This window comes from Bradyrhizobium sp. SPXBL-02 (assembly GCF_051853065.1).
Taxonomy (GTDB): domain Bacteria; phylum Pseudomonadota; class Alphaproteobacteria; order Rhizobiales; family Xanthobacteraceae; genus Bradyrhizobium.
On sequence record NZ_CP182474.1, the window covers coordinates 7,527,941 to 7,548,206 of the forward strand.

18 protein-coding genes are annotated in these 20,266 nt (G+C 65.0%); 6 read left to right on the forward strand and 12 right to left on the reverse strand.

The genetic code is table 11. The features are described 5' to 3' along the window. Nucleotides 1-37: 37 nt before the first annotated feature. Together ACNJYD_RS34980 and ACNJYD_RS34985 are read right to left on the reverse strand one after the other, a co-directional pair. Nucleotides 38-436 carry an META domain-containing protein gene (locus tag ACNJYD_RS34980; protein WP_172787142.1) on the reverse strand — a complete coding sequence of 133 codons (399 nt, stop codon included), beginning with the start codon at nucleotides 434-436 and terminating at the stop codon, nucleotides 38-40. 131 nt (nucleotides 437-567) lie between these two features. After that, complete coding sequence (locus ACNJYD_RS34985; RefSeq protein ID WP_172787141.1) at nucleotides 568-2,232, reverse strand: L-lactate permease; 1,665 nt, start codon at nucleotides 2,230-2,232, stop codon at nucleotides 568-570. A gap of 314 nt (nucleotides 2,233-2,546) precedes the next feature. Here ACNJYD_RS34985 and ACNJYD_RS34990 point away from each other — a divergent pair, with 314 nt between their 5' ends. Then, nucleotides 2,547-4,298 carry an ABC transporter ATP-binding protein/permease gene (locus ACNJYD_RS34990; RefSeq protein WP_439364692.1) on the forward strand — a complete coding sequence of 584 codons (1,752 nt, stop codon included), beginning with the start codon at nucleotides 2,547-2,549 and terminating at the stop codon, nucleotides 4,296-4,298. Between the two features lie 304 nt (nucleotides 4,299-4,602). Here the strand turns inward: ACNJYD_RS34990 and ACNJYD_RS34995 are convergent, their stop codons facing one another. From ACNJYD_RS34995 to ACNJYD_RS35015, 5 genes are all read right to left on the reverse strand, one after another. Continuing rightward, on the reverse strand, nucleotides 4,603-5,616 hold the full coding sequence (locus ACNJYD_RS34995; protein WP_172787139.1) for a TorF family putative porin: 1,014 nt from the start codon (nucleotides 5,614-5,616) through the stop codon (nucleotides 4,603-4,605). 448 nt (nucleotides 5,617-6,064) lie between these two features. Further along, nucleotides 6,065-6,412 carry a histone gene (locus ACNJYD_RS35000; RefSeq protein WP_212259316.1) on the reverse strand — a complete coding sequence of 116 codons (348 nt, stop codon included), beginning with the start codon at nucleotides 6,410-6,412 and terminating at the stop codon, nucleotides 6,065-6,067. Between the two features lie 85 nt (nucleotides 6,413-6,497). Next, the gene (gene glcF / locus ACNJYD_RS35005; RefSeq protein ID WP_172787137.1) at nucleotides 6,498-7,820 is read right to left on the reverse strand and encodes a glycolate oxidase subunit GlcF; all 1,323 of its coding nucleotides are present in this window, start codon (nucleotides 7,818-7,820) and stop codon (nucleotides 6,498-6,500) included. Then, nucleotides 7,817-9,055, reverse strand: coding sequence for an FAD-binding protein (locus ACNJYD_RS35010; protein WP_260383795.1), 1,239 nt, complete (start codon nucleotides 9,053-9,055; stop codon nucleotides 7,817-7,819). Before ACNJYD_RS35010 ends, glcF begins: the two co-directional genes overlap by 4 nt. A gap of 52 nt (nucleotides 9,056-9,107) precedes the next feature. Then, nucleotides 9,108-10,601 carry an FAD-linked oxidase C-terminal domain-containing protein gene (locus ACNJYD_RS35015; protein ID WP_212259315.1) on the reverse strand — a complete coding sequence of 498 codons (1,494 nt, stop codon included), beginning with the start codon at nucleotides 10,599-10,601 and terminating at the stop codon, nucleotides 9,108-9,110. A gap of 229 nt (nucleotides 10,602-10,830) precedes the next feature. Here ACNJYD_RS35015 and cycA point away from each other — a divergent pair, with 229 nt between their 5' ends. After that, on the forward strand, nucleotides 10,831-11,226 hold the full coding sequence (gene cycA / locus ACNJYD_RS35020; RefSeq protein WP_172787135.1) for a cytochrome c-550 CycA: 396 nt from the start codon (nucleotides 10,831-10,833) through the stop codon (nucleotides 11,224-11,226). A 118-nt stretch (nucleotides 11,227-11,344) separates the two neighbouring features. Here cycA and ACNJYD_RS35025 read toward each other — a convergent pair whose 3' ends face one another. Next, nucleotides 11,345-12,301 (reverse strand): alpha/beta fold hydrolase, encoded by a 957-nt coding sequence (locus tag ACNJYD_RS35025; RefSeq protein ID WP_212259314.1) that lies wholly within the window; start codon nucleotides 12,299-12,301, stop codon nucleotides 11,345-11,347. Nucleotides 12,302-12,629: 328 nt separating this feature from the next. Between ACNJYD_RS35025 and ACNJYD_RS35030 the strand changes: the two genes are divergently transcribed. Then, the gene (locus ACNJYD_RS35030) at nucleotides 12,630-12,812 is read left to right on the forward strand and encodes a hypothetical protein (RefSeq protein WP_172787133.1); all 183 of its coding nucleotides are present in this window, start codon (nucleotides 12,630-12,632) and stop codon (nucleotides 12,810-12,812) included. 7 nt (nucleotides 12,813-12,819) lie between these two features. On the opposite strand, the gene ACNJYD_RS35035 is transcribed toward ACNJYD_RS35030, so the two are convergent. The 3 genes from ACNJYD_RS35035 to ykgO all read right to left on the reverse strand — a co-directional run bounded on the left by ACNJYD_RS35035 (nucleotide 12,820) and on the right by ykgO (nucleotide 14,081). Continuing rightward, nucleotides 12,820-13,080, reverse strand: a complete 261-nt coding sequence (locus tag ACNJYD_RS35035) for a hypothetical protein (protein WP_439364693.1) — start codon at nucleotides 13,078-13,080, stop codon at nucleotides 12,820-12,822. A 124-nt stretch (nucleotides 13,081-13,204) separates the two neighbouring features. Next, the gene (locus tag ACNJYD_RS35040) at nucleotides 13,205-13,840 is read right to left on the reverse strand and encodes a tetratricopeptide repeat protein (protein ID WP_439364694.1); all 636 of its coding nucleotides are present in this window, start codon (nucleotides 13,838-13,840) and stop codon (nucleotides 13,205-13,207) included. 115 nt (nucleotides 13,841-13,955) lie between these two features. Then, a complete protein-coding gene (gene ykgO / locus ACNJYD_RS35045; RefSeq protein WP_006611362.1) occupies nucleotides 13,956-14,081 on the reverse strand; it encodes a type B 50S ribosomal protein L36 in 126 nt (41 codons plus the stop codon). Between the two features lie 339 nt (nucleotides 14,082-14,420). Here ykgO and ACNJYD_RS35050 point away from each other — a divergent pair, with 339 nt between their 5' ends. Continuing rightward, nucleotides 14,421-15,305 carry an amidohydrolase family protein gene (locus tag ACNJYD_RS35050; protein WP_036021159.1) on the forward strand — a complete coding sequence of 295 codons (885 nt, stop codon included), beginning with the start codon at nucleotides 14,421-14,423 and terminating at the stop codon, nucleotides 15,303-15,305. Nucleotides 15,306-15,369: 64 nt separating this feature from the next. Here the strand turns inward: ACNJYD_RS35050 and ACNJYD_RS35055 are convergent, their stop codons facing one another. After that, the gene (locus ACNJYD_RS35055) at nucleotides 15,370-16,104 is read right to left on the reverse strand and encodes an SDR family NAD(P)-dependent oxidoreductase (protein ID WP_439364695.1); all 735 of its coding nucleotides are present in this window, start codon (nucleotides 16,102-16,104) and stop codon (nucleotides 15,370-15,372) included. Nucleotides 16,105-16,262: 158 nt separating this feature from the next. Here ACNJYD_RS35055 and ACNJYD_RS35060 point away from each other — a divergent pair, with 158 nt between their 5' ends. Together ACNJYD_RS35060 and ACNJYD_RS35065 are read left to right on the forward strand one after the other, a co-directional pair. Then, on the forward strand, nucleotides 16,263-16,634 hold the full coding sequence (locus tag ACNJYD_RS35060) for a winged helix-turn-helix transcriptional regulator (protein ID WP_172787184.1): 372 nt from the start codon (nucleotides 16,263-16,265) through the stop codon (nucleotides 16,632-16,634). Nucleotides 16,635-16,823: 189 nt separating this feature from the next. Continuing rightward, nucleotides 16,824-20,234 (forward strand): AAA family ATPase, encoded by a 3,411-nt coding sequence (locus tag ACNJYD_RS35065; RefSeq protein WP_439364696.1) that lies wholly within the window; start codon nucleotides 16,824-16,826, stop codon nucleotides 20,232-20,234. The last annotated feature ends 32 nt before the right edge of the window (nucleotides 20,235-20,266 follow it).

Below are 20,266 nucleotides of genomic sequence, written 5' to 3' on the forward strand. Positions count from 1 at the left end.
TTCCCCGCCTTCGCGGGGAATGACAGTGAGTGTGCGGTCAGTTCCCCGTCGTCCTGAAGCGCAGCGGCTTCGGGCCGATCAGCGTCAGCACGTCGCCCTGGCGCTTCCAGGTCTCGATGCTGGCGAGGGCGGCGACGAGCTCGTCATCGGCCTGCGCTCTCGCCGGCGGGCAGTTGCGGTCCTGGATCTGGCCGGGGACGAAGATCACGGTGTTGCCGGCGACCGAGAACTGGCCCTTGCCGCCCTTGCACCAGAGCTCCAGCACGACCTCGCCATTGTCCCCGATCTCGATGTTGGGAATCCGCTTCGAGCCCGCTTGCGGCAACGCCTCCAGCGTCATCTCGGTGCCGAAAGGAAACCCCTCCTCGGCACGCGCGAGCGTGGACATCGCGAGCATTGCAACCGCCGCACACAGCAAGCGCAGAAGCGAAACCATGAGACCTCTCGACCGACCTGATTTGCGGCACCTTCTATAGGACAGCCGTGCCGTTGAGAAGGTTCGCGGAAGGTGCAAAAAATCCCCGCGGGGACGAACCTCGCGGGGATTTGTGGACGCGGCGCAGTCCGCTACTTCAGAACCAGCGCCGTGAACGGCCAGACATAGGCCTGCAACGTCACGAGCACGCCGACGAGGCACGCCAGCACGATCGAGTGCCAGAACACGAAGCGCAGGATGGTGCCCTCATGGCCGTACCAATTGGTGGCCGTGGAGGCGACCACGATCGACTGCGCGTCGATCATCTTGCCCATCACGCCGCCGGAGGAGTTCGCTGCGCCCATCAGGATCGGCGACAGGCCGAGCTGCTCGGAGGTGATCTTCTGCAGGTTGCCGAACAGCACGTTGGAGGCGGTGTCCGATCCGGTCAGCGCGACGCCCAGCCAGCCGAGCAGCGTGCCGAAGAAGGGATAGAGCACGCCGGTGGCGGCGAACGCCAAACCAAGCGTGGCGTCGACGCCGGACAGGCGCGTCAAGGTGCCGATCGCGAGCATCGCCGAGATCGTGATCAGCGAGATCGCGCAGAGCCGGATGGTGCGGCCATATTCGGTCAAAAGCTTGCCGGGACCGACGCCCATCAACAGGCCGGAGATGATCGCGGCGATCAGCATGCCGGTGCCGGTGAAGGACAGGTAGGTGAAGGCGAACACCGCGCTCTCTTTCGTCGGCCCTGGCGCGACCGGCGGCATCTTGTTGATCATCTGGTGCAGCTCGGGAACGGGATAGTTCCAGACGAAAATCGCGTTCGCCCAGGCCTTGAAGGCGCCGTTGCCCCAGACCAGCATCACGATGCAGACGATGATCCACGGCAGCAGCGCATTGAAAAGCTCACTCTGCGTCAGCGGGGTTTTGTCGAGCGGTTTCGCCGCCGCCATCGTGGCGGCCGATTCGTCGCGGCCGCGCAGCGCCGGCGACAGCCAGAGCTGCCTCGGCTGCCACACCTTCAGGAACAGGATCAGCGCGCCCATCGAGATCAGCGAGGCGCCGATGTCGACGATCCAGGGATTGATGTGGTTCGAGATCACGTATTGCGGGATCGCGAACGACACGCCGGTGACGAGGATCGCCGGCCAGACGTCCTTCATGCCCCGCCAGCCCGCGAAGGCCCACACCACCCAGAACGGCACGATCAGCGAGAAGAAGGGCAATTGCCGTCCGACCATCGCGCCGAGGATGTAGGGATCGAGGCCGGTGACCGAGGCGAGGCCCTGGATCGGCGTGCCCAGCGCGCCATAGGCGACCGGCGCGGTGTTGGCGATCAGCGACAGGCCGGAGGCCGCGAGCGGCGAGAAGCCGAGCCCGATCAGCACCGCGCCCGTGATCGCGACCGGCGTGCCGAAGCCCGAGGCGCCTTCGAAGAACGCGCCGAACGAGAACGCGATCAGCAGCAATTGCAGCCGCCGGTCCTCGGTGACCCCGCCGACCGCGCGCTTGAGCAGCTCGAAGCGCCCGGTGGTCACCGTGACCTGGTAGAGGAAGATGACGTTGAGAACGATCCAGCCGATCGGGAAGAACCCGGTGACGATCCCCAGCATCGAAGCGCGGATCGACATGTTCGCCGGCATGGTGAAGACGAAGATCGTGATCAGGTTGGTCACGATCACGGCGATGACGGCGGCGATATGCGCCTGAACGCGACCGCTCGCGATCAGCACCAGCAGCGTGACGACGGGCACCGCCGCCGCGATCGTCGACAGCACCGGGCTGTGCAGCGGGTCATAGATTTGATTCCACATGGTCTTCCTCTCCCACGCATGTTTGCGGCAGGCGGCCCGCGTGGAGAGCCGGTCCTGCTTGACGCTGGGAGCGAAACCCCCCGCGTTGGACGTGAATTCCTCGTGAATGCAGCGGTTCCCGGCCGCTCACAAGGTCGCGAAATCCCGGAGCACCCCGCCCCGCGCCATCCAACCCCATGCTAGGGTTGCAAGCTGCGACAAGCCAACGCAAATTGCAGACCTTGCGACTTTAGTCTAAGTGCGCCCATTTTCGCCGTTGCCTCAGGTCTTTGGCTCCGGGCATTTGTGCACATCCCCCGAGGAGACCCTGCTCTGTGAAGAACATCAGCGCCACGCTCGCGATCGTCTGGCGAATCGCCGCCCCCTATTTCCGATCCGAGGACAAATGGGCCGGCCGCAGCCTGCTCGCGGCGGTGGTCGCGATGGAGCTGGCGCTGGTCGCGATCGACGTGCTGGTGAACCAGTGGCAGAACCGGTTCTACAGCGCGCTCCAGAACAGCGACTGGGACGCGTTCGTCACGCAGATCTGGATCTTCGTCGCGCTGGCCTCGACCTATATCGCGCTGGCTGTCTACAAGCTGTACCTGAACCAATGGCTCCAGATCCGCTGGCGGCAATGGCTGACGCGACATTATCTCGGCGAGTGGCTGGCGGGCTCGACGCATTATCGCATGCAGCTCAAGGGCGATGCGGCCGACAACCCGGACCAGCGCATCACCGAGGACGTCAAGAACTTCGTCGAGCAGACGCTGACCATCGGGCTCGGCCTGCTCTCGTCGATCGTGACGCTGTTTTCCTTCGTGATCATCCTTTGGGGCCTTTCCAACGCCGCGCCGCTGCGCCTGTTCGGCACCGATGTCACGATCCCCGGCTATCTGTGCTGGGGCGCGCTGATCTACGCGATCTTCGGCACCGCGCTGACGCACTGGATCGGCTCGCCGCTGGTCAACCTCAATTTCGAGCAGCAGCGTTATGAAGCCGACTTCCGCTTCAACCTCGTCCGCGTGCGCGAGAATTCCGAGCAGATCGCGCTGCTCAGGGGTGAAGGCGCCGAACGTGCCCGCCTGCTCGATCGCTTCGGCTTCGTGATCGCCAATTGGTACGGCATCATGAGCCGGACCAAGCGCCTCACCGCGTTCACGGCCAGCTACCAGCAGGCCGCCGTGCTGTTTCCCTACGTGCTGGTGGCGCCGGCGTTCTTCGCCAAGAAGATCCAGCTCGGCGACATGATGCAGACCGCATCCGCCTTCTCCAGCGTCCAAGGTGCGCTGTCGTTCTTCGTCACGGCTTACCGGTCGCTGGCGGAATGGCGCTCGATCGTTGCCCGTCTCGACGGCTTTGAGATGTCGGTCGCCTCGGCGGTCAATTTGCCGGCGCATGAGCCGGCCATCACGCTGGAGGTCGCCGGGCGCCATGTCGATCTCGCGCAGCTCTGCGTGAACCTGCCCAACGGCACCCCGCTGGTGGCCGCCAAGGCCTTCACCATTCAGGCCTCGGAGCGCGTGCTGGTGACCGGGCCGTCCGGCTCCGGCAAGTCCACGCTGTTCCGGGCCATCGCCGGCATCTGGCCGTTCGGCACCGGCACGGTTGTCATCCCGGAGAAGGCCAAGCTGATGATGCTGCCACAGCGGCCCTATTTCCCGCTCGGCATGTTGCGCGATGCCGTGGTCTATCCGGCAGCGTCCGGCGCGTTCGAGGCCACGCAGGTCCGCGACGCCCTGATCGCGGTCGGGCTGCCCGATCTCGCCGAACGGCTCGCGGAGGACGGCCACTGGAACCGGATGCTCTCGCTGGGCGAGCAGCAGCGTCTCGGGCTTGCGCGCGCGCTGCTGCATGCGCCGGACTATCTGTTCCTGGACGAGGCCACCGCCTCGCTCGACGAGCCGTCGGAAGCCCGGCTCTACCGGCTGCTGGCGGAGAAGCTGCCGCAAGCCACCATCGTCTCGATCGGCCACCGCTCGACGCTCGACGCCTTCCACACCCGCAAGGTGACGCTGGTGAAGGACGGCGCGATCCACGTGGTCGGCGGCGAGCGGGCGGCGGCGGAGCCGAGCGCGGCGCGCTGAGGCGCAGGCGGCCTCGCCCGCTGTCCTTACGGTCTGAGGGACGGCCCCAACTTGGGCCTCGTCATTGCGAGGAGCCTTTGCGACGAAGCAACCAGACTGCCTAGGCGGAAAGACTCTGGATTGCTTCGCTGCGCTCGCAATGACGGAGTGTGAGGCAGCGGCGGCGTCCTGCCGGTTCGCAAGCCCCTAACGCAGCTTAGTAGTATCTTGGCCGGCCCGCCCCGTCTCTTCCTACCTCCGCCGCCCAAAGCAAAAGGGCGGCAGGTTGCCCTGCCGCCCTCGCGAAGTCGTTTCGGAAAGAAACTTACTTCAGGTTGGTCATCGCCGTCAGGTCGAACGAGAGCTTGGCGACGCCAGCCGCGCTGCACCAGTTGGAGCCGAAGCCGCCCGGGTTGATGGGGGTGAAGCTGCTGCTGAACTTCGCGGTGTGATCGCTGGTGAAGGCGTTGCAGTCGCCCTTGTTCAGATCGGTGTCGTAGTAGCGCAGATCGAGCGTGAACACCTTGTAGGTGAAGCCGACGCCGACGTTCCAGGTGTTGTAGCTCGGCTCCTTGATGCCGTTCGCATACACCGGATCGCCCGCGATGCCGTAGAAGATGTCCGAAGTGCCGAGCCACTGCCGGCCGAACTCACCCGACACGTACATGCCGACGCCACTGGCGCCGAAGATCGTGCTTGGCGCGGTCCACTTGGCGGTGACCGAGGCGTAATTGCCCCAGGCACCGAGGTTCAGGAAGTTCGGCGAATAGTATTCGTTGAAGCCGACCGTCCACTGATCGTTGAGGGTGACGTTCAGCTTGGCATAGGCCTCGAAGAAGCTCGCGTCCTTCTTGGCGAAGTTGCCGTTGATGGGAAGGCCGATGGCGCCCTGCGAGTAATCGATGTCGCTGCCGCAATTGCCCTGCGCCAAGGTCCCCTGCGAGCCGAAGCAGCTACCGCCCGGATAGAGGTAGCCCCAGACACCGAAGTCGAAGGCGAACATGCCGAAGGTCGGGCGGATACCGCCGTAGATGTCGACTTCGGCCGCAGCACGGTTCGGGAACGAGATGCTCGAGGCAGACGTACCGATGTAGAGCTGGAGGTCCTTGTTGACGTTGTAGCGCGGCTCGAAATAGGCCGTGACCGACGGATTATGGTTGGACTGGGTGATGCCGCGGAAGATGTAATCGCTCATGATGCCGGCGCCGAAGGCGATATCCCACGGATCGAAGGCCGGCGGCGGCGGGGCTTTCAGTGCCTTTACGCGCAAGTCTGCCGCGAAAGCCGAGCCCGTCGTCACAATTGCCAGCGCCGTTGCCAACAAAGCCACTTTTTTCATTTCGGTCCCCATTTACCCGTTCTTACTCAGCAGTCGCCCCCGGAAGCCCCCCGGGGCATGCGGCCTACCTGCAAAATTGCGTTACTGCGGCAATTTGGATCGGTGGATCGGAACGGTGAAGCAAAAAGCGCGGGCATCTGCCGACTTTTTGGGCGTTTTGACGATTCTAAGAAAGGTTGTCAGCCGGTGTGGCTTCTCGATCACATCATTTGCCCTCTAGAGGGCACGGCAGACCCGTGTAAGCCCGGGGACAACCCGGCGGCGTGACATCTGCGCTTACGAATCAGGCTGGGCCGGGCACGGCGGCCGAGGCTGGCTTGCGGCGATGCAAAAAGGCCGCAGCATCAGGATGCCGCGGCCTTCTTGTTACAGTCCCAAGCTGTAGTCCAAGTGACAGTCTGAGTGACAGTCTGAAGTGACAGTCCGAAGGCGATGAAAGGTCGCCTTCCTACCCCTGTCCCTCGGCAGGCGCCGCTTCCGCAGAAGACGAAGGCATCGCCCAGCTTGTCTCGGCGGGCGCCGGGGTCTCCGCCGGTGCCGACGGCTTCGGAGCAGGCGCTGCCTTCGCCTTCTTCGGTGCCGCCTTCTTCGCGGCCTTCTTCGGAGCAGCCTTCTTGGCCGCCGCCTTCTTTGCTGTCTTCTTGGCAGCCTTCTTCGGGGCGGCCTTCTTGGCAGACTTCTTCGCGGTCTTCTTGGCTGCCTTCTTCTTCGTCGCCTTCTTCGCGGTCTTCCTCGCCGCTACGGCCTTTTTGGCCTTCTTGGCCTTCTTGCTTTTCTTCTTCTTCGCTTTCGCCATCGTGGTCCTCCTGTTGCCGCCGAACAATGATCGATCGGGCGTCTTCAGTCGTCACCTCGGGAGGACAGTTCAGGCTCCTGAAAGCTCAAACCTGCGCGTTCAGTGCCGGCCGCGCCCCGCCCGTCGCCCAATCGAGAAGCTCAATCGTGTGTACGACCGGAACTGACGTGCCACTGGCAATCTGCACCATGCAGCCGATATTGCCCGCGGCAATCATGTCCGGCTTGACGCTCGCGATGTTGGCGACCTTGCGATCGCGCAACCGGCCCGCAAGCTCGGGCTGGAGAATGTTGTAGGTCCCCGCCGAACCGCAACACAAATGGCTCTCGGGCACATCTTTCACCACGAATCCATTCTTGGAAAGCAATTCTTTCGGAAGAGCTGTGATTTTCTGTCCATGCTGCAACGAACACGCGGAGTGATAGGCGACGACGATGTCGTCCGCTCTCGCCGCCGTCGCGAGCTCGAGGCCGGCGACGTATTCGGTGATGTCCTTGGCGAGCGCCGACACCTTCGCCGCATCGGCCGCGAACGCAGTGTCCTCGCGCAGGAGATAGCCGTAATCCTTGATCACCGTGCCGCAGCCGGAGGTCGTCACCAGGATGGCATCGAGCCCCTCGCCGGCCATTTCCTTGCGCCACGCCGCGACGTTGGCGCGAGCCCGCGCCAGCGCATCCTGGTCGTTGCCGAGGTGATGGGTCAGCGCGCCACAGCACTGCTCGTCCCTGACAAGGACGACCTCGATGCCATGGCGGGTCAGGAGACTGATGGCGGCCTGGTTGATGCGGGGCGCCAGCACCTGCTGGGCGCAGCCCTGGAGCAGCGCCACGCGTCCGCGCTTCTTGCCGAGCGCCGCGAACACGCTGCCGGCGGCGGGTCCGGCGGGCGGCAGCCGGTTCGGCGCCAGCGCCAGCATCGCCTTGATGCGCTGGATCAAGCCGGGCGTCGCCGCAGGCCGGGGCGTCGGCAGCAAGTCGCCCAGCGGACGGGCGAGCCGCGCCAGCCACATGCTGATGCGAAAGCGCTGCGGGTCCGGCAGGACGAAGGCCAGCACCTGGCGCAGCAGCCGCTCGGCCAGCGGCCGCTGGTAGCGCTGCTCGATCCGGACCCGGGCCTGGTCGACGAGGTGCATGTAGTTCACGCCCGAGGGGCAGGTCGTCATGCAGGCAAGGCACGACAGGCAGCGGTCGATATGCTTGACCACATCGGCGGTCGGCGCCTGGTCCTTCTCCAGCATCTCCTTGATCAGATAGATGCGGCCGCGCGGGCTATCGAGCTCGTCGCCGAGCAGCACATAGGTCGGGCAGGTTGCGGTGCAGAAGCCGCAATGGACGCAGGCGCGCAGGATTTTGTCGGCTTCCGCGATATCGGGGTCGGCGAGCTGCGCGAGTGAGAATTCGGTCTTCATCGGCCAGCGCTCCGCGTGAGCCGCCCCCGGTTGAGAATGGTCTTCGGATCGAAGCTGGCGCGCACCCGCTCGCTCAGCGCGGCAATACCCGGTGCCTGCGGATGAAACACATCGACGTCGCGCCTGACATCATCAGTCGCCCGGATCAGCGTGGCATGCCCACCGACCGCGTTCGCGCGCGCCCGCACGAGCGCGGCATGCGCGTCCGGCTTCGGCGGGAGCGCCGCCCAGATCAGGCCGCCGCCCCAATCGTAGATCACATCGCCGCCCGTCTCGCGCGCCAATTGAGTGCCGAGCGCCGCGCCCGAGGCCGGCGGGCAGACGATCCGCCAGACTGGCCAGGCGCCGAGCGAACCGCTGGCCGCAAACGGTAGCACGTCGCGGATGGCGGTCCACAGCGCCGCGGATGCCGCGTCCTCGATCAGCGTCGCGGTTCCAAACGGCGCCAGCAATTCGCGCAGCGAGCCGGCGCGGTGCGCAGCAGATGCGGTGATGCCCTCGAGCCGCAGCACCGTCAGCGCCTCGCCCTCCCCTGCGAGATCGCCGAGCCCCTCGGTCCTGGCCCGGAGCGCCGATTTCGGCAGATGCGCGGCAGCCGAGACGTCAAAGGGCGAGCCGAGCGCCGCGGTCATGGCCTTGTTGGCGGCGGCATCGTCGAGCCCGCGCAGCAGCAGCGTCCGCTCGGCCTCGGGCTTGGGCATCACCTTCAGCGTCACTTCCGTCATCACCGACAGCGTGCCCCAGGACCCCGCCAGCAGCTTGCAGAGGTCGTAGCCGGTGACGTTCTTCACCACCTTGCCGCCGGTCTTGAAACTGTCGCCGAAGCCGGAGACGGCATGCGCGCCGAGCAGGTGGTCGCGCGCCCCGCCCGCCCGGATGCGCCGCGGCCCGGCAAGCCCGGCCGCGATCATGCCGCCGATGGTGCCTGACACCGGCGTGCCGAGCAGCGGCGCGGTATCCATCGGCTCGAAGGCGAATTGCTGGTTCTTGGCATCGATCAGCGCCAGCACGTCGGCAAGCGGCGCGCCGGCCTGGAGCGTGATGATGAGCTCGTTCGGCTCGTAGGAGGTGACGGCATTGAGCGCGGAGACGTCGAGCACCGCGTTGGTCGCCATCGCGTGGCCGATTCCGCGCTTGCCGCCATGGCCGATGATCTCGAGCGGCTGCTCATTGGCAATCGCCGCGCGCACCACCTCTTCGACGTCTTTGGCGTCTCTGACCTTGAGCGTATCCACCACTGAGCCGGTATCGAAGTTCACAAAGGAAAGCAATTCGTTCATCGCGGATCTAAAACCGCGGCAAATCCGGGAACGCCAGCTTGCCCGCGTGGACATGCATGCGGCCGAGCTCGGCGCAGCGGTGCAGGGTCGGAAATACTTTTCCGGGATTGAGCAGGCCCTGCGCGTCGAAGGCGCATTTCAGGCGCTGCTGCTGGTTGAGGTCGATCTCGCTGAACATGTCGGGCATCAGGTCGCGCTTCTCGATGCCGACGCCGTGCTCGCCGGTGAGCACGCCGCCGAATTCGACGCAGGCGCGCAGGATGTCGGCACCGAAGGCTTCGGCGCGCTCGATCTCGCCGGGCTTGTTGGCATCGTAGAGGATCAAGGGGTGCAGATTGCCGTCGCCGGCGTGGAACACGTTGGCACAGCCGAGCTGGTATTTTTCGCCGAGCTCGCGGATACGCGCGAGCGCCTTCGGCAGCGCGCCGCGCGGGATCGTACCGTCCATGCAGAGATAATCGGGCGAGATGCGGCCCACCGCCGGGAACGCTGCCTTGCGGCCGGCCCAGAACAGGTTGCGCTCGGCCTCGGAATTGGAGATCTGCAGCGTCACCGAGCCGCAGCCTCGTGCGATGCTCTCGACCCGCGTGATCAGCTCGTCGACCTCGATCTTGGGCCCGTCGAGCTCGATGATGAGCAGCGCGTCCACATCGAGCGGATAGCCGGCATGGACGAAGGCCTCCGCGGCGTGGATCGCGGGCTTGTCCATCATCTCCATGCCGCCGGGAATGATGCCGGCGCCGATGATGCGCGCGACGCATTCGCCGGCCGCCTCGACTTGCGCGAACCCGACCATCAGCGCGCGCGCCGTCTCCGGCTTCTGCAGGATGCGCACCGTGATCTCGGTGATGACGCCAAGCAGGCCTTCGGATCCGGTGATGACGCCCATCAGGTCATAGCCGGGATTCTCGCACCCCTTGCCCCCGATGCGCAGGATCTCGCCGCTCATCAGCACGATCTCGCAGCCGAGCACGTTGTTGGTGGTCATGCCGTATTTCAGGCAGTGCACGCCGCCGGAATTTTCCGCCACGTTGCCGCCGATCGAGCAGGCGATCTGGGAGGACGGATCCGGCGCGTAATAGAAGCCGGCATGCGCGACCGCCTGGCTGATCGCGAGATTGGTGACGCCTGGCTCGGTGACGACGACGCGGTTGTCGAAATCGATCTCGCGGATGCGCTTGAACTTGCCGAGGCCGAGCAGCACGCCGTCCTCGAGCGGCAGCGCGCCGCCGGACAGCGAGGTGCCGGAGCCGCGCGGCACCACCTTGATGCCCTGCGCGGCGCAATATTTCAGGATGAGCGAGACCTGCTCGGTCGTATCCGGCAACACCACGACCATCGGCGGCTGCCGATAGGCGGTCAGCCCGTCGGATTCATAGGCCCGCATTTCGGCAGGCGTATCAATCACGCCCTCGCCCGGCACGATGGCGCGCAAGGCGGCGACGATTTCGCTGCGACGCGCCAGCACGGCCTGGTCGCTGGCGGGCATCATGATGGCCATTTTAAGAAGCCCTCGTCCGACGGATGGAATTGTCTCGGCAAATCAATCATGTCTTGCCGTCCTTGGGTAGGTCCTCCGAAGGTCCCATTGCTTTGTTGCAGCGCAAGTTCTCTCTGGGGCAAGTCTGCTAGCAGGAAACCTGTCAAAGTTTCGCGGCTTGTCCCCTTGCAATGGACCTGCCAAAACCACGACCCTCCATCTGACCCGGGAAGAGACGAAGAGCACACTTATGACAAAACTGACTTTCGGCGCGCTGACGATCCTCACCGTCATTGCCACCGCACCCGCCGCGATGGCGCAGGATGTCGCGGCCGGCAAGACTTCGTTCAACAAGTGCCTGGCCTGCCACGCGATCGGCGAAGGCGCCAAGAACAAGGTCGGCCCCGAGCTCAACGGCCTCAACGGCCGCAAGTCGGGCACGGTAGAGGGCTATAGCTACTCGGACGCGAACAAGAATTCCGGCATCACCTGGGACGAGGCCACGTTCAAGGAATACATCAAGGACCCCAAGGCCAAGATCCCCGGCACCAAGATGGCGTTCGCCGGCATCAAGAACGAGACCGAGATCAACAATCTCTGGGCCTTCCTTGCCCAATACGACAAGGACGGAAAGACCAAGCAGTAAGCGCGCAAGAGGCCGCCGCTGAGCTTCGGTTCTGATTGGATCAGAGCCGAAAGCTCTAGCTTTCTTATTTAGACGCGTTTTCTTCCCGCGAAGTGGTTTCCACTTCGCTCGAAACGCTTTAGTCGGCGGCCGCCTGCGCCGGGGCGATGTTTCCGATCATCGTCTCGATCTCCGCCTTCACGAGATCCGGCACGGCGTTCTGCACCATGTGGCCGAGATCGGGCAGCACGATCAGCTTTGCATTTGGCACCGCCGCGGCGAACGGGCGCGCGTGGATGCTGGTTCTCACTGTCTTGTCGGGCTCGCCGGCGATGATCGTGACCGGCGCATTGATCTCGCCATAGCGCGCGACTTGCGCGGCAACCGACTCCTTCAGCGTCACCAGATCATAGGCATTGGCGATGAACTCGCGCGGGCGCAGCAAGAGCGGCGTCGCCGAGTCCTGCACGAATCCGTCCGGCATCGTCTGCGGCAGGAACACGTTGCGGGCCCCGGCTTCGGTGACGAAATAGCCGAGCGGCAGGGTGATCGTGTAGGCGAGCAGCGGGCCAATGACTGGCGTTGCGATGATCTCGTTGTAGCGCCCGACGCCGCCGCGCCAGGGATGCGTGACGGGCGCGAGCATCACGAGACCCGCAACGCGGTGCGGATGATCGAGCGCGATGCGCGCGCCGAGCGCGCCGCTCCAGGAATGCACCACGAAGACCGCGCGATCGATCCCGAGCTTGCCAAGCGCCTCGTCGATCATGCGCGCCTGGATCTGCGGCGTCGAATCCTGCCGGCTCGCGCGCGTGCTCCAGCCATGGCCGGGACGGTCGATCAGAATCACGCGGTGATCCCTGGCGAGGAGATCGCCGAGCGGCCGCCGCATCGCTTCGAGATTGGAGCTCGCGCCGTGCAGCATCACGATCGGAGGACCGGAATCGCGTGGGCCGATGTCGACGAGATGAAGCGTCGCGCCATCGACCTCGATCATGCGGCCCTGCGGCGGAAAGGCACGCTGCACGGCGACGACCCCGGCCTGCGTGAGCAGCGCCAGCAGAACCAGCGCCGTCACGACTGACATCACGATCATGGAGAGAATCCGGGTGATCCTGGGCACGGGGCAGTTACGGGTCTGATCGGGCGGCAGTTTCGCCGCCGGCAGTCAGCGCTTCCACTGAAAATACAGGGGCTGTGGATATGTGCATAATTGTCGATCGAGAAAACTCAACGAAATCAGAGCTATTCCAAGCGGCGCGCAAGCTTCGGACCAGCTTCATGCAGGCGTCATCGCGGCTTCCATATAATCGCCACGGTCGGTTCCGCCATCTAGGCGCGGATGGGCGCCGATCCTCCTCGCAGCTTAGGGGATGCGGGAAAGACCGGCAGGATATGTCCTGGTTTGAACCGGAGAATTTTTGATGAGCTTCAGATCGAACGACACTGCAATCGACGAAATCGTCGCGAGCTGCAACGGCGACCTGCGCGGTGCCGTGCGGGCGCTGCTGCTGATCAACGAGCATCTCGAGGCGGAGCTTGCCAGGGCTTACGCCGCAGCCGCCGACCGCGGCCTGGTCGAGCGCGGCAGCAGCGTCCTGCATTGAGGACCGGCTAGTTCGCCCCGTCCTCTTCTTTTTCCTGCTCGGGCGTGACCGGGGGGCAGACGCGGATCGTCAACCGGGCAAGCTTGGCATCGGCCCTGGACTTGTAGGGACCGTCGCCGAACCAGATGTCGCCGATGATGACCGGATTGCTGGTCACGATGGCGCATTTGCCGGTGGCGCGGTTGCCGACCACCCAGAACAGTCCGTCGGCGAGGCTCACCGTTCCCGACGCGAGCAGCAATACAGCTGCGACCACCAAACGCTTCATGGCTTTCGCTCCTGCCATGCAGGTAGGCCTGCAACAGGCCCCGCAATAGTGCTTGCGACGCCTTGGCTCGGATCGTGGTTAATCCGCGCCGGCCGCGATCGCTCGAGAAATCATCGACTTATAGCTAGATGTCGCGGCCTTCGACCTTCTCGGTCAGCGCCTTGACCTGATCGGGGATCTTTTCCAGGTGCGGATTGACGGCGAGCGCCTTGCGATAGGCCTCGAGCGCGCGCCTCTCGTCACCGACCTCCTGCATGATCATGCCAAGACCGGCGAGCGCGCCGAAATGGCGCGGTTCCCGGATCAGCACTTGCTGGATGTCCGCGAGCGAGCGGCCATAGTCGTTCTGCATGTAATAGAGCGTGGCACGCCGGTTCCAGGCCTCGATGTAATCGGGCCTGAGCTTGATGACCGAATCCAGGAGCTTGATCGCGACGTCGATCTTCTTCGCATCGACCGCGGTCTTGGCGCGTGACATCAGGAGCGCGGCGGTGTCGCTCGGGGTCTGCAGCCAGATCGCCCAGATCCGCGCCTCGACATGCTTGGCGCTGGCCTCGTCGGGCGCCGCCTTCAGCGCGCCGAACAGGAAATCGAGATTCTTGCTGCGGTCGACCTTCGGCAGCTTTGACGGCGCCTCAGGCAGCTTCTTCTGCTTGCCGGGCGGCTCGACCTGCTGGGCCAGGGCGGCCGGCGCAAGGCCGGCGGTTCCCAGCACGAGGGCCAGACACAGGGTGCGCGCGAAACGGAATCTCACTGCCATGTTGAAAGTCTAAACGCGCAAAGCCGCCCTTGCAAAGCAAAGGCGGCGTCAAACTCGTGTGAGACCGTGGTCTTGCGGGCGCGCAGCGGCGCCCAGCGGGGATCAGCCGCTCAGGTCAGCCCTGGCGCGCCTTGAAGCGGCGCTGCACCTTGTTGATCACATAGACCCGGCCCTTGCGGCGGACCAGGCGGTTGGCGCGATGGCGACCGCGCAGCGATTTCAGCGAGTTACGGACCTTCATGGCAGAATCCTGAACGTTCGAAAGGCCGTGTTCGGCACTACCGTTTCGGCACGCGCGAATGTGGCAAAATGAGATTTTCCCCGCCGGCGGACCAGCCGCCCGGGACGGGGCGGTTCTTAAGGCATGGCGGGAGGTGATGTCAATGTTAACTGCCCCACGCTCCCGCAAATCCGTGAAAACAACCCCATGCACAGTAGAAGCGGCCAGATCGGCCCGATCCGGCGCATGGGAGGTCAGGCCCGGCAAAGACTTTCGCGGCCTGCGCTTTCGCCGCCACCAGCGCCTTGCCAAATTCGTTATATACTATAATCAATTCGGCAACCCGTCGGGAGGACACAAATGCCAAAGCTGAAGCTGCCTGATATCGACAAAGTCGTCGCGATCGACATCCACACCCATGCCGAGGAGCCCTGCGGCACCCATCCTGACGACGGCTATGACGATTTCCAGGCGCAGATGGCGGAGTATTTCAAGTCGCCGCACAAGCATCCGCCGACGGTGCCGGAGACCGCGGCCTATTACCGCTCCAAGAACATCGCCGCGGTGATCTTCCCGGTCGATGCCGAGCGCGAGACCGGCTTCCGCCGCTACAAGAACGAGGAGATGCTGGAGATCGCCTCCGAGCATCTCGACGTGCTCATCCCCTTCGTCTCGATCGACCCGCACAAGGGCAAGCTCGGCGCGCGCGAGGCGCGCAAGCTGATCGAGGAATACGGCGTGCGCGGCTTCAAATTCCACCCGACCATGCAGGGCTTCTACGCCAACGACCGCATGGCCTATCCGCTCTACGAAGAGATCAACAATGGCGGCGCGATCGCGCTATTCCACACCGGCCAGACCGGCGTCGGCTCCGGCATGCCCGGCGGCATGGGCATGCGCCTGAAATATTCCAACCCGATGTACATGGACGATGTCGCGGCCGATTTCCCCGACCTCAAGATCATCCTCGCCCACCCCTCCTTCCCCTGGCAGGAAGAGGCGCTCTCGGTCGCGACCCACAAGCCGAACGTCTACATCGACCTGTCGGGCTGGTCGCCGAAATATTTCCCGCCGATCCTGGTGCGCTACATCAACTCGATTCTGCAGGACAAGATGCTGTTCGGCTCGGACTGGCCGGTGATCACGCCGGACCGCTGGCTGTCGGATTTCGCCAAGATCGAGATCCGCGACGAGATCCGGCCGAAGGTGCTGAAGGCGAACGCGCGGAAGCTGCTGGGGATCTGAATTAGGCACGCAGAGCATCAAGGGCTTCGATTCCGCGGATCGAAGCCCTCTTGCTCAAAAAGTCTCAGACCTGCGCCAAGCCGCCGTCGACGAAGACCTCGCCGCCGGTCATGTAGCTGCTGTCCGCGGACGCCAGGAATGCGGCCACTGCTCCGGTCTCGCTGGGGTCACCGACGCGCCCGATGGGCGTGGCGCTGCCGAGTGCATCGAATGCTTCCTCGCCCACGACCTCCAGCGCCAGCTCCGTCTTGGTCGGCCCCGGCGACAGCACGTTGACGCGGATGCCCGTGCCGCGCAGGTCCTGCGCCCAGCTGCGCGCGAGATTGCGGATCGCCGCCTTGGTCGCGCTGTAGATGCTGAATTGCGGCGTCCCCATCACGCCCGTGCTCGATCCGGTCAGGATGATCGACGATCCCCTGCGCATCAGCGGCAGGGCTTTCTGCACGGTGAACACCAGCCCTTTCACGTTGACGTCGAAGATCTGGTCGTAATGCTCGACCGTGATCTGGCCGAGCGGCGCAAATGCCCCTGTCCCGGCATTGGCGAACAGGACGTCGACGTTGCCGCATTCGGCTTTCACCGTCGCATACAGCCGGTCGAGGTCCGACAAGTCGGTGACCGATCCCTTGACTGCGCGTGCCGAAGACCCCAGCTGCGCGAGCGCAGCGTCGAGCGGCTCCTGCCGCCGCCCGAACAGATAGACGAATGCGCCCTCATCGACGAACCGTTTGGCGGCTCCGAGCCCGATGCCCGTTCCGCCGCCCGTCACCACCGCCGTCTTGCCTTGTAGTCTGCTCATGATGTGCTCCCTTCATTGAGGTTGCACTGAGCTGGCGGCGTACCCACCTATCGACAAGTATGCACCTTTTGGTAAGTACCCAAAAAATGTCAGATCGTTCAGACCCCATCTCCCCGCCGGCGCAAGCTGAAGCAGACGTCCAACGTTGCACACCGACTTTGCCCGGCTTCACCTGCGGCCTCGACGCGACCCTGCGGGTCGTCTCGGGCAAGTGGAAGCCGCTGATCCTGTACTTCGTCGCTCAGGACGGACCGACCCGTTACGGCGAGCTCCGGCGCGCCATACGCGACGTCAGCGACAAGGTGCTGATCCAGCAGCTGAAGGAGCTGGAGGCCGATGGCCTCGTGAAGCGGACCGACTACAAGGAGGTGCCTCCGCGGGTGGATTATAGCCTCACGCCCTTGGGTCACAGCCTCGCCCAGGCTCTCGTGCCGCTTTGCACATGGGGCACCGAGCACATGGCGGAGGTCAGCCGGGTATTCGCCGAGCGGGAGGGCTGGACGCGGCCAGGACGTCGGCCGACCGTGTAGCTTGCGCGGCTTCGTCCGTGGTGCTCCGCCCCCGATCGCAGCGCTTTGGCGCAACTCGCCTCGAGTCCGGCCTGGGCCAGAAGTTGTTCTTGCTCGGAGTTCGTATCTTGGCGTTTCATCGCGCAGCGCGCGCGATCTTGAGCTAGACTGGAGCACCTTAGCGCTGAAGACGAGAGCCGGGAGGAGCCCATGGATATCGGGGCCTGGCTGTGCGGTCTGGGGCTGGGACAGTATGAGCAGGCGTTCCGGGAGAACGACATCGATGCCGAGGTCCTCATGGACCTCACGGCGGAGGATCTGATCGGTCTTGGGGTCGTCTCGATCGGCCATCGCCGCAAGCTGCTCGCCGCCATTGCTGCCCTGCCCGCCGGTTCAATGTCGGCTACTACCATTGCGCCCCTCCCTACCATCACCCCCGGAAACGCTTCGCTTGCATCCGAGGCCGAGCGCCGCCAACTCACCGTGATGTTTGTCGACCTTGTCGACTCGACCGCGCTCGCGGCCCGGCTCGATCCGGAGGAAATGGCCGAAGTCCTGCGGACCTATCAGAACGCGGTGACGGGCGCGATCGGAAGGTTCGAAGGGCATGTCGCGAAGTACATGGGCGATGGTGTCCTGGCCTATTTTGGCTATCCGCGCGCCCACGAAGATGAGGCCGAACGCGCGGTGCGGGCCGGCCTCGCCGCGGTCGCGGCGGTCCATAGTCTGGCATCGGCGCATGGTGAGATGCTGGCGGTCCGCATCGGCATCGCGACCGGCCCGGTCGTTGTCGGTGAGCTGATCGGCGAAGGCGCGGCGCGCGAGGAGACGGTGGTCGGCGACACGCCGAACCTTGCCGCGCGCCTGCAAACCCTGGCCGAGCCCGACACCGTGGTGATCTCCACACGCACCCGAGAGCTCATTGGCGGCCTGTTCGAGCTCGCCGAGCTCGGCCTGCAGATCCTAAAGGGATTTCCCGATCCCCTGCGCGCGTGGCGTGTGGTCGGCGAAGGCGCCGCCGAGAGCCGGTTCGAGGCGTTGCACGGCGCAGGCCTGACGCCGCTGGTCGGTCGCGACCATGAGATCGGTCTCCTGCTCGAGCAGTGGGAGCGCGCCAAAGAGGGGGAGGGCCAGGTGGTGCTGCTGGCGGGCGAGCCTGGTATCGGCAAGTCGCGCCTCGTGCGGGCGCTGCGCGAGCGACTTGAAAACGAGCCGCATACGGCCCTGAGCCACTACTGCTCATCGCACCATCAGACCAGTCCGCTGCATCCGGTGATCGGCCTGTTGGAGCGGGCGGCAGGATTTGCCGCGGACGATCTCGTCGCGACGCGGCTCGACAAGCTCGAGGCGCTGCTTGCGCTATCGAGCGATGATGTTCCCGTGGTGGCCCCGCTGCTCGCGGCATTGCTGTCGCTCGAGGCCGGTGCGCGCTACCCGCCGCTCGACCTGAGCCCGCATCGGCAGAAGGAGCGGACGCTCGAGGTGTTAGTCGATCAGGTCTTGGGCCTCGCAACACGCCGTCCCGTCCTTGCCCTGTACGAGGACGTGCACTGGGCAGATCCGACCTCGCTCGAGCTGCTCGATCTCCTGATCGACCGGGTGCAAGGCGCCCCCGTGCTCGTCCTCATCACCTTCCGGCCCCAGTTCGAGCCCTCCTGGACACGCTATGCCCATGTCACCGCGCTGACCCTCAGCCGATTGAGCCGCCGTCAGGGAGCGGCCATCGTTGGTCGGCTGAGCGGTGGCAAGGCGCTACCTCCTGCGGTGCTCGACCAGATCGTCGCCAAGACGGACGGCGTGCCGCTGTTCGTCGAAGAGCTGACGCGGACGGTGCTGGAGACCAACCTGCTCCGCGATGAGGGCGACCACTACGCGCTCGCGGGACCGCTGCCGCCGATGGCGATTCCGGCCACGCTCCAGGAGTCGCTGCTGGCCCGCCTCGAACGGCTGGCTCCGGCCCGTGAGGTCGCCCAGGTCGCGGCCGCGATTGGCCGGGAATTCTCTCATGAACTGCTCGCGAGGACGACGGCGCTTCCAGAGAGCGAACTACAGGCTGCGTTGGACGACCTCGTCGGCTCGGGCCTGGTGTTCCGGCGCGGGACGCCGCCCCTGGCGACCTACAGCTTCAAGCACGCGCTCGTGCAGGACGCCGCCTATGCGACGCTGGTGCGCGCGAAGCGGCAGCGCTTGCACGCCCGGATCGCCGCCGCGCTCGAGCAGCATTTTCCGGAGACAGTGCAGGCGCAGCCCGAGCTGCTGGCCCATCATTATACGGAAGCAGGCCTGGCCGAACCGGCGATCGACTATTGGCTGAGGGCGGGGCAACGAGCGATCGCTCGCTCGGCGATGACCGAAGCGGTGGCGCAGTTGCGAAACGGCTTGAATCTGCTCAAGGGTGTCCCCGAGGCCGATCGGAGCCGGCGCGAGCTTGACCTCCAGATAACCTTGGGCGTGGCGCTGATGGCCACGCAGGGCTGGGCAGCACCCGAAGCGGGACGCGCCAACGCCCGGGCTCGCGAACTCTGCGAGCAGATCGGGGCCACTTCCCAACTCTGGCCCGTGCTCTACGGTCAATGGGTATTTCACGGCGTACGCGCCGAGCACACAGCGGCGCGCGAAGTGGCAGACGAGTTTCTGCGCCGGGTGCAGGACCATCAAGAGACCTCCGCAACCCTGGTGGCTCACCGCGTCAGCGGGACCGGTTCCTTCTGGCGCGGCGAGGTGGCTGCTGCCCGCAGCCATTTGGAGCAGGCGCTCGCTCTCTATGACCCGGAGCGGCATCGCTCCCTCGCCTTTCTCTACGTGCAGGATCCGCGCGTTGCGGCCTTGTCGGGGATCTCATGGACATTGTTTGCGCTAGGCTATCCGGAGCAGGCCCGGGCGCGGAGCCGCGAGGCGCTCGACTCCGCCCGCGAACTCGCTCACCTCAACACGCTGGGATACGCCCTGTTGTTCTCGTGCTTCTTCGAGCAGTACCACGGCGCGTGGCGAGAGGCACAGGAACGAGCCGAGACACTCGTCGAGCTCTCGACGGAGCAGAACTTTCCGCATTTTCTCGCGGCAGCCACGGTGATCCGGGGATGGGCCTTGACTCAGTCGGGTGAGCTGGAGACAGGGCTCGCGCAACTTCTGCGGGGCCTTCCCGCGTGGCGCGCCACCGGAGCTGGGCTCTATGAGCCTTATTTCCTCGGTCTTCAGGCCGAGGTGCTCGGCCGTTTGGGCGCGGCGGAAGAAGGCTTGGATCTGGTCGCACAGGCCCTGCACCGAGTGGAAGAAACCGGTGAGCGATGGTTCGAGGCCGAGCTGCATCGGATGACAGGCGAGCTGATGCTGCGGCTGCCGAACGCCGATGCGAGGGCCGCGGGAGCACGGTTCGGCATTGCGGCTGCAACCGCGCGCCAGCAGGGCGCCAAGCTGTGGGAGTTGCGTGCGGCGACACGCCTCGCTCAATCGTGGAAAGAACAGGGTCGGTGCGGTGAGGCGCACGACCTGCTGAGTCCACTCTACAGCCAGTTCACCGAGGGCTTTGGGACGCCGGATCTGCAGGCTGCCAGCGCAGTGCTTCGGGAGACCATTGCCAGCGCCAAGCCGAAGAAGCCGATCCCACGTTCCGGCAGTTAATTCCGCATTCGGGCATGGGGATCTCTTGGCCA

Coding starts and splice junctions, on each gene's coding strand:
- ACNJYD_RS35050 (WP_036021159.1), top strand. CDS start 14,421: ATGCCAAAGCTGAAGCTGCCTGATATCGACAAAGTCGTCGCGATCGAC.
- ACNJYD_RS35015 (WP_212259315.1), bottom strand. CDS start 10,601: ATGGCCATCATGATGCCCGCCAGCGACCAGGCCGTGCTGGCGCGTCGC.
- ACNJYD_RS35025 (WP_212259314.1), bottom strand. CDS start 12,301: ATGATCGTGATGTCAGTCGTGACGGCGCTGGTTCTGCTGGCGCTGCTC.
- cycA (WP_172787135.1), top strand. CDS start 10,831: ATGACAAAACTGACTTTCGGCGCGCTGACGATCCTCACCGTCATTGCC.
- ykgO (WP_006611362.1), bottom strand. CDS start 14,081: ATGAAGGTCCGTAACTCGCTGAAATCGCTGCGCGGTCGCCATCGCGCC.
- ACNJYD_RS34995 (WP_172787139.1), bottom strand. CDS start 5,616: ATGAAAAAAGTGGCTTTGTTGGCAACGGCGCTGGCAATTGTGACGACG.
- ACNJYD_RS34985 (WP_172787141.1), bottom strand. CDS start 2,232: ATGTGGAATCAAATCTATGACCCGCTGCACAGCCCGGTGCTGTCGACG.
- ACNJYD_RS35065 (WP_439364696.1), top strand. CDS start 16,824: ATGGATATCGGGGCCTGGCTGTGCGGTCTGGGGCTGGGACAGTATGAG.
- ACNJYD_RS35000 (WP_212259316.1), bottom strand. CDS start 6,412: ATGGCGAAAGCGAAGAAGAAGAAAAGCAAGAAGGCCAAGAAGGCCAAA.
- ACNJYD_RS35055 (WP_439364695.1), bottom strand. CDS start 16,104: ATGAGCAGACTACAAGGCAAGACGGCGGTGGTGACGGGCGGCGGAACG.
- ACNJYD_RS35030 (WP_172787133.1), top strand. CDS start 12,630: ATGAGCTTCAGATCGAACGACACTGCAATCGACGAAATCGTCGCGAGC.
- ACNJYD_RS34980 (WP_172787142.1), bottom strand. CDS start 436: ATGGTTTCGCTTCTGCGCTTGCTGTGTGCGGCGGTTGCAATGCTCGCG.
- glcF (WP_172787137.1), bottom strand. CDS start 7,820: ATGAAGACCGAATTCTCACTCGCGCAGCTCGCCGACCCCGATATCGCG.
- ACNJYD_RS35035 (WP_439364693.1), bottom strand. CDS start 13,080: ATGAAGCGTTTGGTGGTCGCAGCTGTATTGCTGCTCGCGTCGGGAACG.
- ACNJYD_RS35040 (WP_439364694.1), bottom strand. CDS start 13,840: ATGGCAGTGAGATTCCGTTTCGCGCGCACCCTGTGTCTGGCCCTCGTG.